The following is a 2,984-nucleotide window of genomic DNA, read 5'->3' as shown; positions in this document are numbered from 1 at the left end:
CTGCATCAGCAACGTGCTGTCAAGCCCGGTCCATTCCCCATCGCCGAAACGGATCGCGCAATCCAGCCGGTTCGAATCTGCGATACCGTCGTCAAGACGCGTGGTAATGGTCAGTTCCAGTTGCGGCAGCGCTTCGCGCAGGCGCTTGAGGCGCGGCACCAGCCAGCGCGCGGCGAACGTTGGCGGGACGTTGATACGCAGGCGGTTTGCGTCGCTTTTTTGCTGGATCGCACGAACCGTCAACTCGATCTTGTCGAAGGATTGTTGCAACGCGCGCAGCAGCACGCGGCCTTCGTGCGTCAATTCGAGATGTTGGTGACGGCGCGAAAAAAGCGTCTCGCCGAGTTGCTCTTCCAACTGCCGGACCTGCCGGCTGACGGCACTTTGCGTGACGTTCAGCCACGCGGCGGCACGGGTAAAACTGCCGGTCGTACCGGCGGCTTCAAAGGCTTTTAGCGCATTCAGCGCGGGCATCTTGCGTTTCACGATGACTTCAAAAGAGAGGGTGTCAGGAGACTCGCGCGGATTGTCAGTCCCGCTCAACAAGAATGAAAGAATTATAGGGGTCCGGCACGGTAGGCCTCGTCCGGTATAAACCTTGCTACGTCCTTGAACCTTCCTGCGTCTTCTCCCAAGCCCGCCCCCGGCACTACGCCCCGCCTACTCGGAATCAGGCCCAGATGACCGAAACGATATGGTTCCTCGTCGTTGGTGGTGTCCTCATTTTCATGGGACTTGCCAACTCGACCTTCAAGCGCCTGCCGATCAGCAGCGCCATGATTTATCTGGCGATCGGCTTTGGCATCGGGCCATTCGGCATGGGCCTCCTGAACCTCGACCTGATCGGCGGCAGCGCCCTGCTGCGCCGCATCACCGAAGTCGCCATGCTGGTTTCGCTGTTCGCGATCGGCCTGCGCATGCGCGCCCCGCCGACCGACCGGATCTGGCTGTTGCCGTTGCGGCTTGGCATCGTCGCGATGATCGGGACCGTCGCAATCATGACGCTCGCGTGCGCTTTCGTACTGCACATGAACTGGGGCCCGGCGCTGCTGATAGCCGCGATGCTCGCGCCGACCGATCCGGTCCTCGCCCACGATGTTCAGGTGCAAGGCCCCGGAGACATCGACTTGCTGCGCTTTTCCCTGACCGGCGAAGGCGGCTTCAACGATGGCATCGCACTACCGTTCGCACTGCTCGGCATCGCGGTGTGCAATTACGAGGCATCCCCGGATCAGGCGCTGAGCTGGTATTTCCTCGGCAATGCGCTTTGGGGCGTTATCGGCGCGTTGGCCATCGGCTGGGTGCTCGGCGATCTGGCCGTGCGGATGATCGCGTGGCTGCGCACGGGCTACAACCTCGCGCTCGGGCCTGAGGGATTTTACGCGCTCGGACTGATCGCCCTCTCGTACGGCATCGCGGAACTGTTCCACACGTATGCGTTTCTCGCGGTGTTCGCGGCGGGTCTTGCAATGCGTCGCGTAGAGCACAAAGCGAGCGGCGACAAGTCGGTGGAAGAGGCCGTAGGAACGGTCGACGCGCAGGATGTGGCCGCCACCGCCTCGGACCCTGAGCGTGCGCACGCATTTGTCGCAGCGCGCGTGCTGGGCTTCACGATCGAGCTGGAGCGAATCGCGGAAGTTGCCGTGATGCTGATGATCGGCAGCGCACTCGCGAATGCCTGGGGCACGCTTTTTACGTGGCGCGGCGGCGCATTGGTCGTGCTGCTTTTTCTGATCGCGCGACCGGTGTCGGTGCAGGCGTCGCTGCTGGGTTCATCGACGACCCATTCGCAGCGCTGGCTCATCAGCTGGTTCGGAATTCGGGGCGTGGGTTCGTTTTATTATTTGATGTACGCGCTCGAACACGCGCCGCGAAGCGCAGCCGCTCCTCTCGTGCCGCTCGTGCTGGGCGTGATCGCCGCATCGGTGATCGTGCACGGCATTACGTCGACGCCGCTGATGAAGCGCTACCAACGCGATTAGAAATATTTTCGGTTCCAGTTAAAGCTTCGAGCAAACGCATCCGATATCCAAGGATCGGCGCGCGAATATTCAAACCGGCTGGTGCGGCCACAGTCTGATAGGCACGCTGGACCGAAGAACCGTCGAGCCCATCGCTTAACAAAAACAACACAATGCGCGAATACGTTTCGCGCATGACGTAAAGGATGATTCGTCTGCTCCCGCCGCTCAAGGTTTCGTTGGTTGCGCCTACGTGCGACCGGCGCGCCTGCTCGGCCAAGCAGTCGTTGTTCCATATAGCCCAACCTGAGTGAGAGACATGAACGTTTCCTCGATAGAAACAGTCGGCGAGCAACTTGATCAACCAGGCGACCAACTCGGTGGCCATCCAGGCCCGTCACGTCCCGAACCCGCTTCCGTCAGCCGGATCAAACCCATCGAGGATGACGAAGAGAGGCGCAACCTCCGTGCGTTCCACGCCGCGTTGAACCGTGTTCAGGCGCTGATCGAGTTTTCGCTGGACGGCACGATCCTGCATGCAAACGACAACTTCCTGCGGACGTTCGGTTATTCGCTAGCCGAACTGACTGGCCAGCACCACCGGGTGCTTTGCGAGCCGCAATATGCCGCCAGCATCGCGTATCGGCAGTTTTGGGAGAAACTCGGACGCGGCGAATTCGACCAGGGCGAATACAAGCGTATCGCGAAGAACGGCCAGTCGGTGTGGGTCGTCGCGTCCTATACGCTGGTGCTCGACGCGCAAGGGCACCCCGTCAAAGTGGTGAAGGTCGCCAACGACGTGACAGCCGCGCGTCTTCAACAGGCCGAACAGCAAGGCCGCCTCGCGGCGATCGACAAATCGCAGGCCGTCATCGAATTCTCGCTCGACGGTATTGTGCTCGCAGCCAACGAGAATTTCCTTTCCGCCGTTGGCTACACGGAGAGCGAGATCGTCGGACAGCATCACCGGATGTTCTGCGAAGACGCCCTCATTCGTTCGCCCGCCTACGCAGAGTTCTGGGC

4 protein-coding genes are annotated in these 2,984 nt (G+C 61.1%); 2 read left to right on the top strand and 2 right to left on the bottom strand.

Translation table 11 applies throughout. From position 1 onward, the window contains the following. On the bottom strand, window positions 1-474 hold a 474-nt coding region (locus tag WCA53_RS03965; protein ID WP_423905676.1), incomplete at its 3' end, for a LysR family transcriptional regulator. Between the two features lie 206 nt (window positions 475-680). On the opposite strand from WCA53_RS03965, the gene WCA53_RS03960 reads away from it, so the two are divergent. After that, window positions 681-1,982 (top strand): cation:proton antiporter, encoded by a 1,302-nt coding sequence (locus tag WCA53_RS03960; RefSeq protein ID WP_423905674.1) that lies wholly within the window; start codon window positions 681-683, stop codon window positions 1,980-1,982. On the opposite strand, the gene WCA53_RS03955 is transcribed toward WCA53_RS03960, so the two are convergent. Beyond that, on the bottom strand, window positions 1,942-2,241 hold the full coding sequence (locus WCA53_RS03955; protein ID WP_423905673.1) for a hypothetical protein: 300 nt from the start codon (window positions 2,239-2,241) through the stop codon (window positions 1,942-1,944). The genes WCA53_RS03960 and WCA53_RS03955 overlap by 41 nt on opposite strands. Before the next feature lie 39 nt (window positions 2,242-2,280). Here WCA53_RS03955 and WCA53_RS03950 point away from each other — a divergent pair. Further along, on the top strand, window positions 2,281-2,984 hold a 704-nt coding region (locus WCA53_RS03950), incomplete at its 3' end, for a PAS domain-containing protein (RefSeq protein WP_423905671.1).

It is taken from the genome of Caballeronia sp. (assembly GCF_049581465.1).
In the GTDB taxonomy this organism is placed as follows: domain Bacteria; phylum Pseudomonadota; class Gammaproteobacteria; order Burkholderiales; family Burkholderiaceae; genus Caballeronia.
Note: the sequence above shows the minus strand (reverse complement) of the source record. Positions and strands in the feature narration are given on the sequence as shown.